Raw genomic sequence first — 17,879 nt, forward strand, 5'->3', positions numbered from 1 at the left:
GGATCTAGGAGACAAGCGTTAGGGAAAAGCGTTACGCGCTGGGTGGATCGGCCCAATAGCCCACTTCGCCGCCGCAATAGGCCATGGGTTTGGTGTAATCCATCGCCTGCCAGATCAACGCATCGGTATAGGTCACCACCTGAAAATCGTCCTGATCGGGCGAAACTCCAGTATACCAGGATGCCACGACTGCATTTGCCAATGCTTCATCGTTTTCATCCTCGGCCAAAACGGCAAGATCTTCTGCTTGACCGGTTGCGGAAAATGCCGCCAGCATGTCGGCTGCAATATCGGCGGACAGATCGTCCTGCTGTGTCAATTTTTGGGATAGCGCAAGAAAGGCATCAACATCCAGATCCGCAGCGAATGCGCGACCGGGCCATTGAGAAAGAGACAGGACCGACATGGCAGAAACAGCAGACAAAAGCGTTCTGCGGGTAACGGTATTCGATGCTTTAGGATTGGCGGGGGGCATCAGGTTCTCTCCTTTGCGGTGTGTCTGTTTCTTCTCGGAAAGGGCCGATTGTGAATGACCAACGCGCGACGTCGAGCAAGGGTTCCATGAGCGTTCCCGAAAATGGCCCAAGGTTTATACTGCCCTGCAACCAACAAGGCTGCCAGGGCGTTGTCCTGAACGCATGTCACTAGGCACCGCGACGGTAACGTGAACGCGGTTGATGACCGGGCAAGCGAGAAGGCTGCCTATCCGGCACAGGAGAGATACGGCCAGCCGGGCCCTCGCACAGCGGCTTATGGGGGTCAGTCAGAGTTCCTGCACCCAAGCTTGAAGCCGCCATTGCAATGGGCGGCCAGTCTTGCGCTGTCAGCCTCGGACCAATTCTCGGGATTGGTGACGGCGACCCATGGGCGCACATAATCCGGCCCATAATAACTGTGTCCGTGTCCAGCAGGAGCGGTTGTCGCCAGCGCCATATCGACGGCCAACTGAAATTGCGTGACCACAGGCATGAATGTCATATGCGACGACACATCTTCGGCCGCAGGCTCGCGCATCCATTCAGGGCGACGAAACAACGAAGCAGGTTCGTAAAACACGATCGGGTCGCTTGAATATTGCAGATAGACAATCCGTATCGTACCCCAGCCATCGGGACCGCCCGCATCCTCTGTGTGAGAGGCGAAACGCACGATGCGCCCGTCTCCGATGGTTGGCCGCACATAGGGGCTGTCGGGATCCCTGTCGGCATAGACCCTGATCCACCGGTCCGACGGAAATGGCGGCCCGGCCCACAACGCGCCGTTGATCGGATCGTCCAGCAGGGCGAACAAGCCCGTTCCGTGCATCGACGACCATGCACCGAGGCTGAGACCATGTATATATAGCTTCGGGCGCGCGTCCTCGGGCAGGGTTTTCCAGTAGCTGTGCACGGCTGAAATCAGCGCGACCGCCTGATCCAGACCAGAGCGCGTTTCAAGGATAAGCGCCAGCGGCGATTGCAGATAGGAATATTGTACGGCAATCGTGGCGATGTCGCCGCCATGCATATATTCCACGGTATCGACCGCGCCGGGATCGAGCCATCCGGTGCCCGTCGGCAATGCGACGATCAGCACCTTCCGATCAAACCCACCAAGCCGCTTGAGTTCCCCCAACGCGATGTCCGCGCGCAACTGCGGCGTATCGGCTTGGGCCAGGCCCGCATAGACGCGGATTGGTTGCAAGGCATCCCGGCCCGTGAACCGTGCGATGTCAGCTGCGCTGGGGCCTCGTGTCACATAATCACGGCCGGGCTTGCCCATCGCATCCCAGTCTATCAGTGACGCTTTTCCTCCGACTGCTTCTTCATCGGTGGGGGCGGGCGGGGCGGTGTCGAACAGATCCTGCGCAATGGTTACCGATTCATCAAGATTGGCAATGACCCTGTCCAATATGCCGTCACGGGTGACGATTACCACAAGGATCGCCATCAGCGCGAGGCCAATGATATTGGCGGTGCGTGCGGGCATGAACAGATACAATCGACGTTGCAAAACGTTAAACGTGATGCGCATCAAAAAACCAAGCAGGAAGAGTGCGCCAAATACGGTCGCTGCGACCAATACCATCTGGACGGTTTGACTGCTGTCGGCCAGTTCCATACCCATGCGCGACCGAATGTCGTTCTGCCAAATATTGGATTGCCTCAGGCAGATGAACAGAAGGATCAGCACGGGAAGGGTGAGCACTGCATGGAAGATCGTCGCGGCTCGCCCTTTGAGCGTTGGCAATTCCATCACCCACCAGGCACCCATGATGATCCGCCCGATCAGATAGCCCAGTGCCGTGACCAAGCCACCAAGCACGCCCTGCACAACCCATTCGCGTGGGATAAGGGACGGGGTCAGCGATGCCGCGAAAAATAGCAGACCCAGCAGGAAAGGCAGTATTTTCAGGCCGGATCTCTCGAAAATGCGCATCTCTTGCTTTCTGCTATTCTTGCGGTGCCGGCTCTCGCAAGGCAGGCAGCCTACTATCTTGCTTTTCCGCCGTCCTGTTTTCTGTGACGCACCATGCCAACCGGCAAACTAAACGGGTCTTGGCTCAAGACAAAACAAACGGTTCAGATATGCGCTTCGTTGACGTCGCGGATTCTTTCGACCATTGCGCGCAAACCGTTCGAACGCTGTGCGGACAGATGATCGTTAAGCCCCAATCGGCCCAGTTCTGCGCGAGCGTCGACCTTCAGAACCTCTGCCGGTGACAGGCCGTTGTAGAGCGTACGCAATACCGCGATCAGGCCACGCACAATCATCGCGTCGCTGTCGCCGTCAAAGTGAAAGGTCTTTCCCTGCCAGTTGGGGAACAGCCAGACTTGGCTGGCACAGCCCTCGACCTTTGTGGCGGGGACTTTCAGTTCCTCGGCCAGCGGATCCATATCGCGGCCAAGTTCGATCACCATGCGATAGCGATCTTCCCAATCGTCGAGAAACTCGAAGTCTTCGGCGATATCCTCAAATGCGGTTTGCGCCATGGCGGACACCCTTTTTGCCTGTCTGTTTGTGACCTAAGTCGCGCATAGCCAAAGGTCCAGCCCGCCTTCACGCTTTTCAAGCGCTGCGCAATGCGGTAACCGGGTTGAGGACGGTAACAAAGGCAGGCAGCGCATGCAAAAGGCACTTTCGGCTCTGGTGGTTTCGGCTTTGGTTCTGGCAAGCTGCGGCACGATCCGCGAGTCTCGTCTCAACCCGTTCAATTGGTTCGGGCGCAGTCAAGCCACGGTGGTGACGGATGGCACCGGTGCGGTCAATCCGCTGATCCCGCGCCGGCGCGCCTCTATCTTTCGGCCGGAGGCGGCGGCCTATTCCGGTCAGTTGATCGGCGAGGTCTCGGAACTGTTGATTGAACGACGTCCCGGCGGCGCCGTGATCCGGGCCACGGGCGTGTCTGATCGGTTGGGGCCGTTCGAGGCGAAGCTGGTCAAGAATGACGATGAGACGGACGCAGATACCCTGACCTATGATATGCGCGCCTATCAGCCTGCAAATCCCACCACTCAAAGCGATTGGCCCCGGACCGTCACTGTCGCTGTTTACCTCACTGATCAGGAACTGCGCGACATTCGCGAGATCCGGGTGAAATCTGCCCGCAAAATTCAGACCAGCCGCCGATAGCGGGGCAGGTCTTTCCAAAGCCTGATCGCTTTTGACCTGGAATGGCTCGCATGTGTTGCAGGCAGTGTTGTCTTGCGACCGCCTGCGCAAGCGGGGTCCGAAACCCACGTCTCAGCTGCTGGCGTTGGGGGTTGCCGCACTGCCTGCCAGCAGGCCGCCGTCGATGTTCAATTCGGCACCTGTCATGTAGGCAGCCTCGTCAGATGCAAGCAGGACCGCGAGTGCAGCCACCTCCGCCGGATCGCCGAAACGGCGCAGCGGCGTGTCGGCGACAAAGGCGGCCATGCGCGCTTCGCGGTCCGGGCCGTCACCTAGCATCGGCTCCCACATCGGAGTCAGGACCGCCGCAGGATGGATCGAGTTGCAGCGGATGTTCAGCCCCTGTTCGGCGCAGTACAGCGCCACGGATTTCGTATGATTGCGCACCGCCGCCTTGGAAGAGGCATAAGCAGCGGCTGCTGGAATGCCCACCAGACCAGACCGTGACGAGATATTGACGATCGATCCTGCGCCCTTGTCGCGCATCGCGCCAATCGCGTAGCGGCACCCAAGAAAGGTGCCATCCAGGTTCACCGCATGAACGGCGCGCCAGTCTTCAAGGGTGGCGTTTTCTGGATCATGCGGGCGCATTGCATCCTCGAACCCGGTGACGCCCGCGTTATTGACCAGAACATCGCAATGCGGAAACCCCGCCTTCAGCGCGTCCCAATCGGCCTCTGACGACACGTCGAGCCGCAGGAAGTCGCAGCCCAGTTCAGACGCGACGGCTTTGGCGCTTTCGGCATGTCTGTCGGTGACAACCACCTTTGCGCCCTCGTTTGCGAAGGCGCGCGCGATGGCTGCACCAATGCCGCGGCCACTGCCGGTGACGATGCAGATCTTTCCTGTCAGTCGGTTCATGTCAGTTCCGTTTCGAAAATAGAGAGAGTATTCAATCTGTGGCGAAAGATGCGCGGCGCGCCCCACTGACCTGTTTCCAAGCTGTATTGACCAGATTGTAGACCATCGGGCATCGACAAAACAGCGTTGATCGCTGACGCAAACGCTCGCTGTGCACCGGGTGCATCATGACCACGAATGGTTATGACGACTTTGGTTTCAACATACGCAACACCTGTCGGGTGGCCGCAACCACGGGGGTGTGGGTCTCCGCCAGTATCGCATTTCTGTCAAAGCGGGACGGGTCTGCATTCACGGCCGACCTCAACGCGTCGCCGAAGGCCATGCGCAGCTCGGTGCCAATGTTGAACTTGCAAATCGCGGACCCACGCGCCAGTGCCTTCCGTTGCGCGACCGGCACGCCAGAGCCGCCATGGATCACCAAAGGTACCTGCGTGACAGCCTCGATCGCGCGGATGCGCGCTTCGTCCAGTCCGGCACCGGATCTGTCCTGTTGCAAATGCACGTTGCCGACCGAGATTGCCAGCGCGTCCACACCGGTTTCGCGGGCAAAACGTTCCGCTTCTTCCGGGTCCGTTCCAGCAGAAGCTTCGCCATCCGCATAGCCGACAAATCCGATCTCGCCCTCGCAGGAAATTCCCGCCGCATGGGCCATCTGTGCAATCGCGGCGGTCTCGTCGATATTCTGCTGAAGTGGCTTGCGCGACCCGTCGAACATGACCGAGGTAAAGCCGCATTCCAGCGCCTGTCTGCACTCCTCCAGCGTATATCCGTGATCCAGATGCGCGACGACCGGCACCGACGCGCCTTCGGCCAGATGACGGAACATTGCGGCCAGAACGGGCAGGGGGGTGTGCGCGCGGCATCCCGGACCGGCCTGAAGGATCACCGGCAGGCACTCGGCCTCGGCCGCCGCCACGAAAGCGCGCATGTCCTCCCAGCCCAATGTCACCAGCCCAGCCACGGCATAGCCACCTTTGAGTGCGGGCTGAAGAACATCGGCGAGCGTCACGAGTGTCATTTGAACTTCGCTATCATGTCCTTGATGCCGGGGATGGTTTCCAGCTGTGCCGCATGGGTCGGCTGAAAATACTGCACCAGCGACCGCTGGCTCAGCCCGCCAAGGATGGTGAAATAATACATTTCATAGCCTGGCAGAACCGCGCAAGGGTGATAGCCCTTGTCGATGCAGACCGTCGATCCGTCCATGATATGGTAGGCGTCGCCGGGAGTGTTGTCCTCGCGCTGGAGCATTTGCAAACCTGACCCGTAATTGGGCCGGAAACGGAAATTATAGGTCTCGTCATGCCGGGTCTCGGTGGGCAGGCGGTCCGTGTCATGCTTGTGGCTGGGGAAGCCCGACCAACCGCCCTGACCGACGGTATAAAGCTCGCTGACCAAAAGACGGCCCACCTTGTCATGCTGGTTGGCACCAAGGATATGCTTGATCTTGCGATGCGTCTTGGTGTCGTCCGATCCGTATTGCACAAGGTCGATTCCGCCGACGCGCACATCGAACGGGTCGAGTACCTTGTCGTATTTCGCGCCCGCGACAAACACCTCTGTCTCGTTCGAAACGCAGTTGAACATCACCTTTGCGCCGGACGGAACATAGACACCCTCTGGCTCGCCGTCCCAAACATCCACGCCGCGTCTGCCAAGGCTGGGGAATTTGACGCCTTCGACTTCCACATCCACGGTGCCGGTCGCGGGCACGATGCAGGTCTCGTACCCCGGAACCCGATATTCAAAAGCCTCGCCCTTCTTTAGTTTAACGATGTTGAAATAGTTCAGTGGGACCAGCGCGTTGTCCACATCGACGATGGGCACATTCCGGTTGTCATGGGGGGCGATATGCATGTCTGTGATCCTATTCAGGGTGTTGTCGGGCCGGGATGCGAAGACAGGAACGCCTCCAGCTCGGCAGGGGTGGGCATGGCAGGCGCGCAGCCGACGCGGCCAACCACGATGGCGGCGCAGGCAGAGCCGCGCAGCACCGCGTCGCGCAGCGGCAGGCCGGCGGCAAGTGCGGCAATGAAACCGCCCATGAAGCTGTCGCCGGCCCCGGTGGGTTTGAGCGCCTGAACGGGGTAGATTCCGGTTCGGAATTCGTCGTCGCGGGTGATGGTGACCGCGCCTTCTTCGCCCATCTTGTAGACGACGATCCGCGCGGTCGTGGCCGCAAGTTCGCGCGCCTTGTCCAGACCCTTGTCGTAATCCCCGGCCATGAAGCCGAATTCCACATCGTTGCCGATGATGATGTCGCACATGGCCGCAGCGCGAGAATATGTTTCAGCGGCTATCTTGGCTGAGGGCCAGGAATAGGGACGGTAATCGACATCGAAGATCAGCGGCAGACCGGCGGCACGGGCGAGGTCAAACGCGTGGAATGTTGCACTACGCGACGGCTCTGCCGCAAAGACGGTGCCGGTGGTGATCAGCGCCGCGTATCGCGTGTAGTCAACGGCTGCGACATCCTCGGTCGTCATCGCGAAATCGGCGGCGCCGTTGCGGTAGATCACCGATTGCGTGTCCTCCAGCCGGGTTTCCACGACGGCCAGCGAATTGCGCGCCTCGCCGCCCACGGGCCGGACATGGCTGCGGTCGATCCCGTAGCGGTCAAGTTGGTTCAAAGCAAAACGGCCAATCGCATCATCGGACACACAAGTGACCAGCGCCGCTTTTCCGCCATGCCGCGTAAAGGCCACGCTGATATTGGCCGAAGAGCCGCCAAGTGCAGTCGTAAACTGCGCCGCATCTTCGACCTTTGCGCCGGGCGGATCGGCATACATGTCCATCCCGGCACGGCCGAGAACGACAAAGCTGTTACCGTCGATGCGCTCAAGATCAGCCATCTTTCGTCCTTCATCCTTGGGTGGCACGGCTCGGAAAATCATGCAGCGAACCGATTGCCGCTTGCAGTGCGTCAACGTCCACGATACCGTTTTTGCAACCGGTTGCAAATGGAAAGCGGTGGGAGAGGGCGGATGCGGGACATCGGGATAGGGATTATCGGCGGTGGCTACATGGGCAAGGCACATGCGGTGGCGATGTCCTGCGTCGGGGCGGTGTTCGCAACGGCCCTGCGTCCGCGGCTTGATATGATTTGCGCGACCAGTGAGACAAGCGCCGAACGCTACAGGCAAGCCTATGGATTTGCGCGGGCGACCGCTGACTGGCGGGTATTGGTCGCCGATCCGAAGGTCGAGGCCATTATCATCGCCTCGCCGCAGGGCACTCATCGGGTGGCGGCTGAGGCTGCGTTCGAACTGGGCAAGCCGGTGTTTTGCGAAAAACCACTTGGCGCGACGCTGGACGACAGCCGGACGATGGTGGCCGCGGCAGAGGCCAGTGGCGCGGTCAATATGGTGGGATTCAACTATATCCGCACCCCCGCCAGCCAATTTGCGCGCCAGTTGATCGCCGAAGGTGCCATCGGCGAGATCACCTGGTTCCGAGGGGAACATACCGAGGATTTCTACGCCGATCCGCAGATGCCCGCGACGTGGCGCGCACAGGGAATGTCGAACGGTACAATGGGGGATCTTGCCCCGCATATGATCAACGGCGCGCTGGCGCTTGTCGGGCCAATCACACGACTGATCGCCGAAGTCGAGACCGTGCATGCCGAACGCCCCGGCGGACGCGTCACCAATGACGATCACGGCCAGATGATGTGCCGGTTTGAAAACGGTGCCATGGGGCAGATGTATTTCAGCCGCGTCGCGACCGGGCGCAAGATGGGCTACGCGTATGAGATCTCGGGAACGAAAGGCGCGATCCGCTTCGATCAGGAGGATCAGAACGCGCTTTGGCTCTACCGGATGGAGGGGCCCGAGGCGACGCGTGGCTTTACAAAGATCCTGACCGGACCGACACATCCCGATTATGAACCCTTCTGTCAGGGACCGGGACATGGCACCGGCTATCAGGATCAGATCATCATCGAGGCCAAGGATTTTCTGACCGCCATCGACACGGGCAAGGCGATCTGGCCGACATTTCGCGACGGTATGGAGGTCAACCGTGTCATCGCCACGGCGCTTGCGTCGTCGGAGTTGAAAACCTGGCAGGACGTCTCGGCGTTCTGAACCTGTAAAGGGCTTGTTCACATGACCATTCGTATCGGCAATGCGCCCTGTTCCTGGGGTATCGAGTTTCCCAGCGATCCGTCCTATCCCAGCTGGCCGTCGGTCTTGGATCAATGCGCAGGCGCGGGCTATAGGGGGATAGAGCTTGGCCCCATCGGCTATATGCCCGAGGACCCCGCGATCCTTGCGCCGGCATTGGCAGAGCGTGATCTGGAAATCATCGGTGGCGTTGTCTTTCAGCCATTCCATGATTCGGCAAAATGGGACGCCGTGCAGGATGCCAGCCAGCGCACCTGCAAGGCGCTGGTCGCACATGGCGCGGAACATCTGGTGCTGATCGACAGCATCTCGCCGCGCCGTGCGCCCACGGCTGGCCGCGCGAATGAAGCGGAACAGATGGGCGCGACAGAGTGGGTCGCGTTCCGCGATCGCATCGCCTCAATCGCGAAACTGGGCACCGAGGAATACGGCCTGACCGTTGCCATCCACGCCCACGCGGCCGGTTTCATGGATTTCGAACCAGAATTGGAGCGTCTGCTGGACGAGGTTGATGAAGGCATCCTGAAGATCTGTTTTGACACGGGCCATCATTCCTATGCGGGGTTCGATCCCATTGCCTTTATGGACCGCCATATGGACCGTATTTCCTACATGCATTTCAAGGATATAGATCCGGTTGTGAAGGCAGATGTTGTCGCCAGAAGCACTGATTTCTACACCGCCTGCGGGCAGGGGATCTTTTGCAATCTTGGGCACGGCGATGTGGATTTCCCAGCCGTCCGGCAGCGCCTTCTGGACGCCGGTTTCAGCGGCTGGTGCACGGTCGAGCAGGACTGCGACCCGTCGCTGCCGGGTACGCCACTTGAAGATGCGCGCGCCAATCGAGAATATCTGCAATCCATCGGATTTTAGCCGCAATGCCGGGGCATAAGGCCTTGGCAATGTGCGAGGAAAGGCAAAGACATGGCAAAACTGAAATGGGGCATGATCGGCGGTGGCGAAGGCAGCCAGATCGGACCAGCGCATCGCTTGGGTGCACAGGCGGATGGATTGTTCGAGTTCACGGCCGGCGCGCTGGATCACCGTGCGGATGTCGGCAGGGAATACGCTCGGCGGTTGGGTGTGCCGGCGGATCGCGCCTATGGAGATTGGCAGGAAATGCTGGCCGGTGAACGGACCCGTGATGATCGGGTGGATCTGGTCACGGTCGCGACGCCAAACTCCACACATTTCGAGATCACCAAGGCGTTTCTTGAGGCCGGGTTCAACGTGCTGTGCGAAAAGCCGATGACGATGCAGGTCGACGAGGGCGAGGAGATTGTCCGTATCGCCGAAGCGACCGGCAAGATCTGTGCCGTGAACTATTGCTATTCGGCCTATCCGATGGTGCGGCAGGCGCGCGCCATGGTCGCGGCGGGCGAAATTGGCAAAGTGCGTCTGGTTGTGACCAACTTCAGCCACGGTCATCACGGCGACGCCACGGATGCCGATAACCCTCGGGTGCGCTGGCGCTATGATCCGGCGATGGCGGGTGTCTCGGGCCAGTTTGCCGATTGCGGCATTCACGCGCTGCATATGGCAAGCTTCATATGCGGCGACGCGGTGGAAAAACTCTCGGCCGATTTCGCATCGACCATTGCCAGCCGGGAACTGGAAGACGATGCGATGGTCAACTTCCGCATGGCGCGCGGCACGGTCGGGCGGCTTTGGACGTCATCGGTTGCCATCGGGCGTCAGCACGGGTTCGACATTCAGGTCTTTGGCGAGACGGGCGGGCTGCGCTGGCATTCCGAACAGCCCAACCAGTTGATCTACACGCCGGTTGGCGGGCGCACCCAGATCATCGAAAAGGGTGAAGGCGGTTTGCACGAGGATGCGCAGCGTATGTCGCGCGTGTCGATCGCGCATCCCGAGGGCTTTCCGCTGGCGGTGGCAAACATCTATTGCGATCTTGCCGATGCGATCCGGGGGCAGGTGCGCGACGGGCTGCCCGATGCGTCCGACGGGCTGCGATCCATGGCGGCAGTACACGCCGCCGTTGCCTCTGCCAAAGCGGACGGTGCCTGGGTCGACGCCCGCCCGCCTATGTTTCGCTGAAGGCAGCCGCAAGAAACCGGGTCTTCGCCCGGTTTAGGCAGGCATAGCGCGCAATGTTCCGCGCTCGATGATGTCGCAGGCAAAGATCCGGGCCTCTGGTGTCAGATCCGGATCCGTCAACATGCCCATGATCAGCTCTATCGACGACGCCACGATTTTTTCAACGGGCATGTGGATTGTCGTCAGGTCGATGTTCTGCCAGCCGGCCATCGCCATGTCGTTCAATCCGATGATGCCAATATCACCGGGCACGGACAGCCCGCTTCCGCTGATCGCTGACAAGGCACCGATGGACAGCACATCGTCACCGCAGAAATAGGCCTGTGCGGCAGGACCCTTCAACAGGTGCAGCATCTCGTCGCGGCCTGCGGCAAATGAATAGGCCGCTGCAAAGGAATGGCTGGCGCTGATCCGGGGGTGCCGGGCGATTTCGGACATGAAGCCTTCGAGCCGGTCCTGGGTCGAGGTCGCGCTTTCCGGCCCCCCGAGAAAGCCAACCTGAGCGTAGCCGCGCGCGATCAGCGTCTGCGCTGCCATGCGCCCGCAGGCGATATTGTCGATACCAACGACATGCACCGCTGGCGTGCCGGATGGGCGGCCAAAGGCATGCACCACAGGCACACCCGCATCCCGAAACGCCCTTGAAAAGGCCGGCGGCAAGGTTGAGGAGGCGACGACAACACCATCGACAGAGTATTGACGCAGCATCTTCACAGAGCTTTGCGGGTCGGTCTCGTCCGAGAGATTGACCAGAAGCGGACGTAGTCCCTGATCCTGAAGGGCGCGGGTGAAAAGGTCAAAAACCTCAAGGAAAATCGGGTTCTTGAAGTTGTTCGACACCAGTCCGATCAGCTTCGTGCGTCCGGTCGTCAGGCTGGAGGCCAGCGCGTTGGGGCTATAGCCGAGTTCCGTCGCGGCCTTTTCGACGCGGCTGCGCATCTTGGCGGAGACCGAGGCCCCATCGGTGAATGTCCGCGACACCGCCGAACGGGACACGCCCGCGCGTTCGGCAACGTCTTTGAGGGTCGCTGCCATGGCTGGCGGTGCTCCGGAACAGTTTCGCGAAGGGTATATTAGAAGACGTGAAGCCTATTGCAACGTGTTGCAATGGCTCAAAAAGCGCGGACCCGATGTTGTGTTGGCTCGGAACGCATCGACGTATCGGGATCTGTAGCGTAGCAGATCAAGGAAAGCCGACGTCGAAGCATCGGGCCTGCCGCACGGCAATGGGGCGTAGCCATTCACACATGCGGCGGCTGAAAGATGGGAATGTCCTGATCGAACACTGGTCGCGTTTCAGTGGGGCTGATACCAGACAGGACGCAGTCCGATAATCGACGGGCTTGTCCGGCCAGATGACAGGGGTTTACGCATGGACGCAACGACAGCGCTTCTGGGGTTTTCAGCCGCCGCGGCATTGATCACCATCACGCCGGGGCTGGATACGGCGCTGGTCTTGCGGACCGCAGCGGTAGACGGTCAGCGACGCGCCTTGTCGGCCAGTGCCGGAATTGTCACCGGGTTGCTGATCTGGGGGCTGGTCGTGGCGCTTGGGTTGGGTGCGCTGATCGCGGTTTCCGAATTGGGATACCGTTTGGTACAGATACTGGGCGCGGTCTACCTGATCTGGCTTGGCGGACAGATGCTATGGGCGGCACGCAAACCGGCGGCGCGCAAAGCCGGGCGGATTGACCGTGTTCCGAACTGGTTTTTGCGCGGTCTGCTGACCAATCTGCTCAACCCCAAGATCGGTGTCTTCTACGTCAGTTTCCTGCCACAATTTGTGCCCGCAAGTGCACCGGTCGCGGGCTTCACCATGTTGTTGGCGTGCCTGCATGTCGCCATGAGTCTTCTCTGGTTTGGCGCGCTGACCTTGGCGACGCGCCCCTTCGCGCGGGCGCTGCAAGGGCCGGTCGTGCCGCGTGTCCTGGATGCTGTGACCGGTCTTGTGCTGATCGGGCTGGCGATAAAGCTGCTACTGGAAAAGCGCGCGTTTTAAGTTTAAAATCAAACTCCTGGACGTCATATCTAACGTAAAACATTAGATGGTGTAATCGTATCCCAGCCCGCTTTCCATCACGGTATCGAGACAGGACAGCATGAATGCGCGATCCCCCGCGCTCATCCGGTTTGGCAGATCGGGGCGCGACGGGACCGCAGGTTTGAAGCGCGAACCCAGACGCTTGTTGACCGGTCGGAAGGGCGCGTCAGGCACGGGCAGGTGCAGCCCTGCGCACAGATCCGACAGGAACACTTCGGGTGCGGCTTGCGCAGATTCCAGCCGCACGAAAACCACGCAACACTCGCGCTCTGCAAGCCCCATTAGCCCCTCAAGTTTATGCCGCCGCAGGTCGAAAATATTGGCGAACCTGCGTCCGGTCAGCGGGTGCCGGTCCAGTTGCAGCGGAGCGCCCGCGCCGCCAAGCGCCTGGACCTGCGGGAAATAGCGCGGACGGTCGGCAATTGTGTCCCATTCAGCGCGGATGAATGCGTCAAAGGGCAGGGATTGCATCGCGGGCGTACAGTGCCAGGGTTTGGTGAACATCGACCGCGCCCAATCCACCGCGTTGCGCGCCACACAGATCACCGCCACGTCGCGCGGGATGGCCGTCATATGCGGAAATCCATGCTTCCAGCCAAGGTCCTCGATCGGTGTCAGGCCGGTATTGCGCCCGATCAGCCGTTTGACAAAGTTCGTGCCGGAGGATCGTTCTCCGAACACCTGGAACCGGGTGATCGGGGCGTCGAACCCGCGGATTTGCCATCCGGTCTGTGGAAATGCGTCGTCGATCACTGCCGTTTGCCTTGTTTCACGCGCCGTCAAGCCTTTGGTGTCACGATAGCCGCATGGGCAGCAATTTGCGATTCTCTTATAGAGCGTAATCCGTTAGGTTCTTGCAAAACGTCGCCTCAGCGGGCGGGCAGCGGAAGGCAGGGCAACATGCAGACAGTGGCGGCCGCCGTGACGATGGTGCGGGACGACGCGTTCTTCCTGAAGGCGTGGCTGCGCCATTACGGCGAGGCGCTGGGGCGCGAGAATTGCTATATCGTCAACCATGGTCGCGGGGCAGAGGTGTCAGAGCTTGCCCAAGGCTGCAATCTGATCGGCATCCCCGGCGACGCGCACAAGAACTTTGACATGAAACGCTGGCGGCTGCTGAACAATCTCGTGCACGGGCTGCGCAGCTATTACGATCATGTCATCGTTGGCGATGTCGACGAATTGGTGGTGGTCGATCCACAAACCGGGCAGGGGCTGCTGGACTATCTGCGCGATCAGCCGATCCGGCGCGTATTGACGCCGGTCGGGCTGGAAGTCATCCACCGCATAGATAAAGAGGATGCGCCCGTCACCGACCATATCCTTGGCCCGCGTCGGCATGTCCGGCTAGCACCGCATTATTCAAAGCCCTGTATCGTCAGCACCGGCACGAAGATAGCGCGCGGCGGGCATTTTACCCAAGCCAGCAAATTGTTCGCGCCGGATCCGCTGTATCTTTTGCATCTGAAATTCTGCGATTTCGGCAATTACGTGACGACGATGAATGCCCGGAATGCCGTCACGGCGCAGACCGGGGCGAGTGTGCAGGACGCCTCTATCGGCAGGCATTGGTTTGCCGAGGCGCGCGGCGAGGATCGCGCGGTGTTCGAGGCGTTCGCCGATCTGTCGATGGAGAAGGGGTTCGACCTTGGCTGGGTCCGCAAGCGCATGCACCGGACATGGAAAGAGCGCGGTGAGACGGGCTATTGGCAGTTCGACCGGCCGGATATTGCCAGACAATACGTGCTGCCGGAGCGGTTCAACGGTCTGATCTGAGCATTGGCCGCGATCCCCGGCAAGAACGTCCGGCAGGGGCCCTGATGTGCCCCTGCCGCATTGGTTCAGGCCTTTTTGGCCAGCGCATCCAGGATGCGTGCCCAACTGCGCGTGCCTTTGTGAAAGCTCTCAAGGTCATATTTCTCATTGGGTGAATGGATCTGGTCATTGTCCTTGGCAAAGCCGATCAGCATCGCATCCGTCCCGAGGATCTGCTTGAAATACCCCGCAATCGGGATCGACCCACCGCAGCCGGTATAGGCCGCGTCCTCTGGCCATTCATCGGACAACGCGCCGCGCGCGGCCTCGAATGCGGGATGGTCCGTCGACATTTGCGAGGCGGGTGAGGCACCGTGTCCGTGGAAATCAGCCGTGCAATCGGGCGGAAGCATCGACTGCACATAGGCGCGGAAACTCTCGCGGATGGCATGCGGATCCTGGGTGCCGACCAGACGAAAGCTGATCTTGGCGGAGGCTTGCGACGGCAGGACCGTCTTGAAACCCTCGCCGGTATAGCCGCCGATGATGCCGTTGACCTCGCAGGTGGGGCGCGACCAGATCATCTCAAGCGCGCTGCGGTCCTGCTCGCCCGCGGGCTGGGAAAGGCCGACATCGCCCAGAAAGCCCGCATGGTCGAAATTCAGTCCGCGCCATTGTTCCATTATCTCGTCGGGCAGTTCCGGTACACCGTCATAGAAGCCCGGCACGGTCACGCGCCCCTGATCGTCGTGCAAGCCCGCAATGATGCGCGACAGCACGCGGATCGGGTTGATCGACGCCCCGCCATACATGCCGGAATGCAGGTCCTTGTCGGGGCCGGTGATCGTCAACTGCTCGCCCAGAAGCCCGCGCAGCATGGTCACGATTGACGGCGTTTTGGACTGAAACAGCCCGGTGTCGCAGATCAGCGCCACGTCGGATTTCAGCTCTTCGGCATTCTCTTTCATAAACGGCACAAGGCTGGGGGAACCCGATTCCTCTTCGCCTTCAAAGAAGAAGGTGATGCGGCAGGGCAATTTGCCTGTGACTTCATGATAGGCGCGGCAGGCCTCGACAAATGTCATCAACTGGCCCTTGTCATCGGAGGAACCGCGTCCACGGATGACCTTGCCTGCGGGTGTTTCTTCGATCGCGGGATCAAACGGGTCACGATCCCACAGATTCAGCGGATCGACGGGCTGCACATCATAATGGCCGTAGAACAGCACATGCGGGCCGTCGCCCTCGACATGGCCCACGACCATCGGATGGCCAGGGGTGGGGCGCTTTTCCGCCTTTACGCCGATCGAGGCGAGATCGGCCACCAGCCAGTCCGCCGCGCGATCACACTCGGCCTTGTAAGCAGGATCGGTCGAGATCGAAGGGATTCGCAACAATTCAAGCAGGCGGTCTGTAGCGCCGTCGAGATCGGCGTCGATACGGGCCAGGACATCATCAAGTGACATGGGGGACGCTCCGTTCAAGTGAGGTTTCGCCGCAACGTATCAGCGACATACCCACTGTCCAGTGCATCAAAGCGAAATCGCCACCAATCCGCCCAGCACCATCGTTGCGCCAAACGCTTGCCGAAGGTTCAGCCCTTCGCCAATCCATGACGCATAAGCGAGGATCAGCAGCGTCTCGGCCGCTACGATGATGATATAGATCACCGACAGGTCGGCCCGGCGAAGCAGCACAATCTCGGCCAGGAACGCTATGGAAAACCCGATGATTCCCAAGCTGATACCGACCGGGGTAAACCCGTCTGATGCGGCTTTCATGCCGACCGTCGCGACCGCGTATCCGACAGCGGCCCCAACCACCAGAAGCGTCGCCGTCAGCGGGTGGATAAGGATCTGGGACATTGTAAAGTCCTTATGGATTTACCGAAAAGTCTTGGTGGTCAAATGGTGTTAGAGTTCGCAGAATAGGGTTTCAGTATATCTTGATGGGAGAAGCCCGGAAAGTAATGGATACCTTGCCTTTGACGGCGATTCCGGCGGCGCTTGATCTAAATCAAGGCTGCGACACCGGGTCATGGGTGAAAAGGTTGTCAGATGGACGCGCGCCCTATATCCATTCACTAACTTGAATGCGGAGCCTCTCTGCAAGCTATGCCGCTGACCGCGCCAGCGACCGAATGATGGAGGAGCCGGTGGACTACACCGCGAAGCTAGACGAAGCCCTGAATCACCTGCATGCCGAGGGCCGTTATCGTACCTTCATTGATATCGAGCGTAAGAACGGTCAGTTCCCGCACGCGACTTGGCGCAGGCCGGATGGGTCAGAGACCCCCGTGACGGTGTGGTGCGGCAACGATTATCTGGGGATGGGCCAGCATCCGGTTGTTCTGGCAGCGATGCATGAAGCGCTGGACGCGACGGGTGCCGGATCGGGTGGCACACGCAACATTTCCGGCACGACGGTTTACCACAAGGCGCTGGAGGCCGAACTGGCCGATCTGCATGGCAAGGAATCGGCGCTGCTGTTCACCTCTGCCTATATTGCGAACGACGCGACGCTTTCGACGCTGCCAAAACTGTTCCCCGGCCTGATCATCTATTCCGATGCGCTTAACCACGCCTCGATGATCGAAGGCGTGCGCCGCAACGGCGGTGCCAAGCGTATTTTCCGCCACAACGATGTGGAGCATCTGCGCGAGCTTATGGCGGCGGACGACCCGGATGCGCCAAAGCTGGTCGCGTTCGAGTCGATCTACTCGATGGACGGCGATTTCGGCCCGATTGAGGCGATTTGCGACGCGGCCGACGAATTCGGTGCGTTGACCTATATCGACGAGGTGCATGCGGTGGGCATGTACGGACCGCGCGGGGCAGGCGTTGCAGAGCGCGACCGTCTCATGCACCGGCTCGACATCATCAATGGCACGCTGGCCAAGGCCTATGGCGTGATGGGCGGGTATATCGCCGCGTCGCATAAAATGTGTGACGCCATAAGGTCTTACGCGCCGGGCTTCATCTTCACCACGTCGCTGCCGCCTGCGGTTGCTGCGGGGGCCGCAGCCTCTGTCGCGCATTTGAAGCGTGATCACGGGCTGCGTGAGCAACAGCAGACACAAGCGAAAATCCTCAAGACACGGCTGAAGGCGATGGGACTTCCGATCATCGACCACGGTAGCCATATTGTGCCGGTGATCGTCGGTGATCCGGTTCATACAAAGAAATTATCGGATCTTCTGCTGGAAGGTTACGGCATCTATGTGCAGCCGATCAATTTTCCGACAGTTCCCCGTGGCACAGAACGTCTGCGCTTTACGCCGTCGCCGGTTCATGGGCCGCGCGAAATGGACGCGCTGGTTTCCGCGATGGACGCCCTGTGGTCGCATTGTGCGCTGAATCGTGCCGAACTCAGCGCCTGAATCG

At 60.2% G+C, this 17,879-nt stretch carries 18 protein-coding genes; 7 read left to right on the top strand and 11 right to left on the bottom strand.

Annotated features, from left to right (window positions below; genetic code table 11):
* Positions 1-31: 31 nt before the first annotated feature.
* From B8991_RS00110 to B8991_RS00120, 3 genes are all read right to left on the bottom strand, one after another.
* The gene (locus tag B8991_RS00110; RefSeq protein ID WP_084349790.1) at positions 32-475 is read right to left on the bottom strand and encodes a sugar dehydrogenase complex small subunit; all 444 of its coding nucleotides are present in this window, start codon (positions 473-475) and stop codon (positions 32-34) included.
* Positions 476-759: 284 nt separating this feature from the next.
* The gene (locus B8991_RS00115; protein WP_084349791.1) at positions 760-2,418 is read right to left on the bottom strand and encodes an alpha/beta hydrolase; all 1,659 of its coding nucleotides are present in this window, start codon (positions 2,416-2,418) and stop codon (positions 760-762) included.
* Between the two features lie 143 nt (positions 2,419-2,561).
* Positions 2,562-2,972, bottom strand: coding sequence for a SufE family protein (locus B8991_RS00120; protein ID WP_084349792.1), 411 nt, complete (start codon positions 2,970-2,972; stop codon positions 2,562-2,564).
* A 133-nt stretch (positions 2,973-3,105) separates the two neighbouring features.
* On the opposite strand from B8991_RS00120, the gene B8991_RS00125 reads away from it, so the two are divergent.
* A complete protein-coding gene (locus B8991_RS00125; protein WP_084349793.1) occupies positions 3,106-3,612 on the top strand; it encodes a hypothetical protein in 507 nt (168 codons plus the stop codon).
* 111 nt (positions 3,613-3,723) lie between these two features.
* Here B8991_RS00125 and B8991_RS00130 read toward each other — a convergent pair whose 3' ends face one another.
* The 4 genes from B8991_RS00130 to iolC form a co-directional block, all read right to left on the bottom strand.
* Complete coding sequence (locus B8991_RS00130; RefSeq protein WP_084350269.1) at positions 3,724-4,512, bottom strand: SDR family oxidoreductase; 789 nt, start codon at positions 4,510-4,512, stop codon at positions 3,724-3,726.
* Positions 4,513-4,693: 181 nt separating this feature from the next.
* Entirely contained in the window at positions 4,694-5,533 is an 840-nt protein-coding gene (locus tag B8991_RS00135) for a class II fructose-bisphosphate aldolase (protein WP_084349794.1), read from the bottom strand.
* Positions 5,530-6,372 (bottom strand): 5-deoxy-glucuronate isomerase, encoded by an 843-nt coding sequence (locus tag B8991_RS00140; protein ID WP_084349795.1) that lies wholly within the window; start codon positions 6,370-6,372, stop codon positions 5,530-5,532. Before B8991_RS00140 ends, B8991_RS00135 begins: the two co-directional genes overlap by 4 nt.
* Before the next feature lie 14 nt (positions 6,373-6,386).
* Positions 6,387-7,367 (bottom strand): 5-dehydro-2-deoxygluconokinase, encoded by a 981-nt coding sequence (iolC, locus tag B8991_RS00145; RefSeq protein WP_084349796.1) that lies wholly within the window; start codon positions 7,365-7,367, stop codon positions 6,387-6,389.
* 132 nt (positions 7,368-7,499) lie between these two features.
* On the opposite strand from iolC, the gene B8991_RS00150 reads away from it, so the two are divergent.
* From B8991_RS00150 to B8991_RS00160, 3 genes are read left to right on the top strand one after another with little or no spacing between them, the layout of a single operon-like run.
* The gene (locus B8991_RS00150) at positions 7,500-8,603 is read left to right on the top strand and encodes a Gfo/Idh/MocA family protein (protein ID WP_084349797.1); all 1,104 of its coding nucleotides are present in this window, start codon (positions 7,500-7,502) and stop codon (positions 8,601-8,603) included.
* Between the two features lie 21 nt (positions 8,604-8,624).
* Complete coding sequence (locus B8991_RS00155; RefSeq protein WP_084349798.1) at positions 8,625-9,515, top strand: sugar phosphate isomerase/epimerase family protein; 891 nt, start codon at positions 8,625-8,627, stop codon at positions 9,513-9,515.
* Between the two features lie 51 nt (positions 9,516-9,566).
* Positions 9,567-10,700: a Gfo/Idh/MocA family protein gene (locus tag B8991_RS00160; RefSeq protein WP_084349799.1), complete on the top strand. Its 1,134-nt coding sequence runs from the start codon at positions 9,567-9,569 to the stop codon at positions 10,698-10,700.
* 33 nt (positions 10,701-10,733) lie between these two features.
* Here B8991_RS00160 and B8991_RS00165 read toward each other — a convergent pair whose 3' ends face one another.
* The gene (locus B8991_RS00165; RefSeq protein WP_084349800.1) at positions 10,734-11,735 is read right to left on the bottom strand and encodes a LacI family DNA-binding transcriptional regulator; all 1,002 of its coding nucleotides are present in this window, start codon (positions 11,733-11,735) and stop codon (positions 10,734-10,736) included.
* A 337-nt stretch (positions 11,736-12,072) separates the two neighbouring features.
* On the opposite strand from B8991_RS00165, the gene B8991_RS00170 reads away from it, so the two are divergent.
* On the top strand, positions 12,073-12,699 hold the full coding sequence (locus B8991_RS00170) for a LysE family translocator (protein WP_084349801.1): 627 nt from the start codon (positions 12,073-12,075) through the stop codon (positions 12,697-12,699).
* A 42-nt stretch (positions 12,700-12,741) separates the two neighbouring features.
* Here B8991_RS00170 and B8991_RS00175 read toward each other — a convergent pair whose 3' ends face one another.
* Positions 12,742-13,494 carry a hypothetical protein gene (locus tag B8991_RS00175; RefSeq protein WP_084349802.1) on the bottom strand — a complete coding sequence of 251 codons (753 nt, stop codon included), beginning with the start codon at positions 13,492-13,494 and terminating at the stop codon, positions 12,742-12,744.
* Between the two features lie 147 nt (positions 13,495-13,641).
* On the opposite strand from B8991_RS00175, the gene B8991_RS00180 reads away from it, so the two are divergent.
* Positions 13,642-14,517, top strand: coding sequence for a glycosyltransferase family 2 protein (locus tag B8991_RS00180; protein ID WP_084349803.1), 876 nt, complete (start codon positions 13,642-13,644; stop codon positions 14,515-14,517).
* Positions 14,518-14,582: 65 nt separating this feature from the next.
* Here B8991_RS00180 and B8991_RS00185 read toward each other — a convergent pair whose 3' ends face one another.
* Both B8991_RS00185 and B8991_RS00190 read right to left on the bottom strand, forming a co-directional pair.
* Complete coding sequence (locus tag B8991_RS00185) at positions 14,583-15,962, bottom strand: M20/M25/M40 family metallo-hydrolase (protein WP_084349804.1); 1,380 nt, start codon at positions 15,960-15,962, stop codon at positions 14,583-14,585.
* A gap of 66 nt (positions 15,963-16,028) precedes the next feature.
* On the bottom strand, positions 16,029-16,361 hold the full coding sequence (locus tag B8991_RS00190) for a 5-aminolevulinate synthase (protein ID WP_084349805.1): 333 nt from the start codon (positions 16,359-16,361) through the stop codon (positions 16,029-16,031).
* Positions 16,362-16,651: 290 nt separating this feature from the next.
* On the opposite strand from B8991_RS00190, the gene hemA reads away from it, so the two are divergent.
* Positions 16,652-17,875, top strand: a complete 1,224-nt coding sequence (hemA, locus tag B8991_RS00195) for a 5-aminolevulinate synthase (RefSeq protein ID WP_084350270.1) — start codon at positions 16,652-16,654, stop codon at positions 17,873-17,875.
* The last annotated feature ends 4 nt before the right edge of the window (positions 17,876-17,879 follow it).

It is taken from the genome of Primorskyibacter flagellatus (genome assembly GCF_900176485.1).
GTDB classification, from domain to species: domain Bacteria; phylum Pseudomonadota; class Alphaproteobacteria; order Rhodobacterales; family Rhodobacteraceae; genus Primorskyibacter; species Primorskyibacter flagellatus.

What these genes read in the sequence shown, in the direction of transcription:
- B8991_RS00165 (WP_084349800.1), bottom strand. Translation starts at nt 11,735, where the DNA reads ATGGCAGCGACCCTCAAAGACGTTGCCGAACGCGCGGGCGTGTCCCGT.
- B8991_RS00160 (WP_084349799.1), top strand. Translation starts at nt 9,567, where the DNA reads ATGGCAAAACTGAAATGGGGCATGATCGGCGGTGGCGAAGGCAGCCAG.
- B8991_RS00150 (WP_084349797.1), top strand. Translation starts at nt 7,500, where the DNA reads ATGCGGGACATCGGGATAGGGATTATCGGCGGTGGCTACATGGGCAAG.
- B8991_RS00130 (WP_084350269.1), bottom strand. Translation starts at nt 4,512, where the DNA reads ATGAACCGACTGACAGGAAAGATCTGCATCGTCACCGGCAGTGGCCGC.
- B8991_RS00115 (WP_084349791.1), bottom strand. Translation starts at nt 2,418, where the DNA reads ATGCGCATTTTCGAGAGATCCGGCCTGAAAATACTGCCTTTCCTGCTG.
- B8991_RS00170 (WP_084349801.1), top strand. Translation starts at nt 12,073, where the DNA reads ATGGACGCAACGACAGCGCTTCTGGGGTTTTCAGCCGCCGCGGCATTG.
- B8991_RS00190 (WP_084349805.1), bottom strand. Translation starts at nt 16,361, where the DNA reads ATGTCCCAGATCCTTATCCACCCGCTGACGGCGACGCTTCTGGTGGTT.
- B8991_RS00140 (WP_084349795.1), bottom strand. Translation starts at nt 6,372, where the DNA reads ATGCATATCGCCCCCCATGACAACCGGAATGTGCCCATCGTCGATGTG.
- B8991_RS00110 (WP_084349790.1), bottom strand. Translation starts at nt 475, where the DNA reads ATGCCCCCCGCCAATCCTAAAGCATCGAATACCGTTACCCGCAGAACG.
- B8991_RS00135 (WP_084349794.1), bottom strand. Translation starts at nt 5,533, where the DNA reads ATGACACTCGTGACGCTCGCCGATGTTCTTCAGCCCGCACTCAAAGGT.
- B8991_RS00125 (WP_084349793.1), top strand. Translation starts at nt 3,106, where the DNA reads ATGCAAAAGGCACTTTCGGCTCTGGTGGTTTCGGCTTTGGTTCTGGCA.
- B8991_RS00180 (WP_084349803.1), top strand. Translation starts at nt 13,642, where the DNA reads ATGCAGACAGTGGCGGCCGCCGTGACGATGGTGCGGGACGACGCGTTC.
- B8991_RS00185 (WP_084349804.1), bottom strand. Translation starts at nt 15,962, where the DNA reads ATGTCACTTGATGATGTCCTGGCCCGTATCGACGCCGATCTCGACGGC.
- iolC (WP_084349796.1), bottom strand. Translation starts at nt 7,367, where the DNA reads ATGGCTGATCTTGAGCGCATCGACGGTAACAGCTTTGTCGTTCTCGGC.
- B8991_RS00155 (WP_084349798.1), top strand. Translation starts at nt 8,625, where the DNA reads ATGACCATTCGTATCGGCAATGCGCCCTGTTCCTGGGGTATCGAGTTT.
- B8991_RS00120 (WP_084349792.1), bottom strand. Translation starts at nt 2,972, where the DNA reads ATGGCGCAAACCGCATTTGAGGATATCGCCGAAGACTTCGAGTTTCTC.